Below are 306 nucleotides of genomic sequence, written 5' to 3'. Positions count from 1 at the left end.
CAGGGCAATCGGGTGAGTTAACGCGTGACAAGGCGGTTGAGAGCTGAATCTGTCGAGATCATTTGATTCTGCGAGGGATGATCTCGATGGACGCTGTGGCTTGCGATGCCGGTGCATTATCGGAAACGGTTGTTTTTCTGAGTCATTTCAAGGACCTGCCCGATGGTCGGCAGAGTGCGAAGGTAAGGTATCCGCTGGATGAAGTGCTGCTGCTGTGTCTTGTGGCGGTGATCGCCGGGGCGGAAGCCATCACCGACATCTCACGCTTTGGCGAGAAGAAGCTTGATCTCTTGCGCCGGTTTCGTC

General features: G+C 55.2%; 1 protein-coding gene. It reads left to right on the top strand.

All coding sequences use genetic code 11. From position 1 onward, the window contains the following. Positions 1–86: 86 nt before the first annotated feature. The coding region (locus EH240_RS37650; RefSeq protein WP_167484338.1) for a transposase family protein at positions 87–306 on the top strand (220 nt) is incomplete at its 3' end.

This window comes from Mesorhizobium tamadayense (assembly GCF_003863365.1).
Classification (GTDB): domain Bacteria; phylum Pseudomonadota; class Alphaproteobacteria; order Rhizobiales; family Rhizobiaceae; genus Mesorhizobium; species Mesorhizobium tamadayense.
Note: the sequence above shows the minus strand (reverse complement) of the source record. Positions and strands in the feature narration are given on the sequence as shown.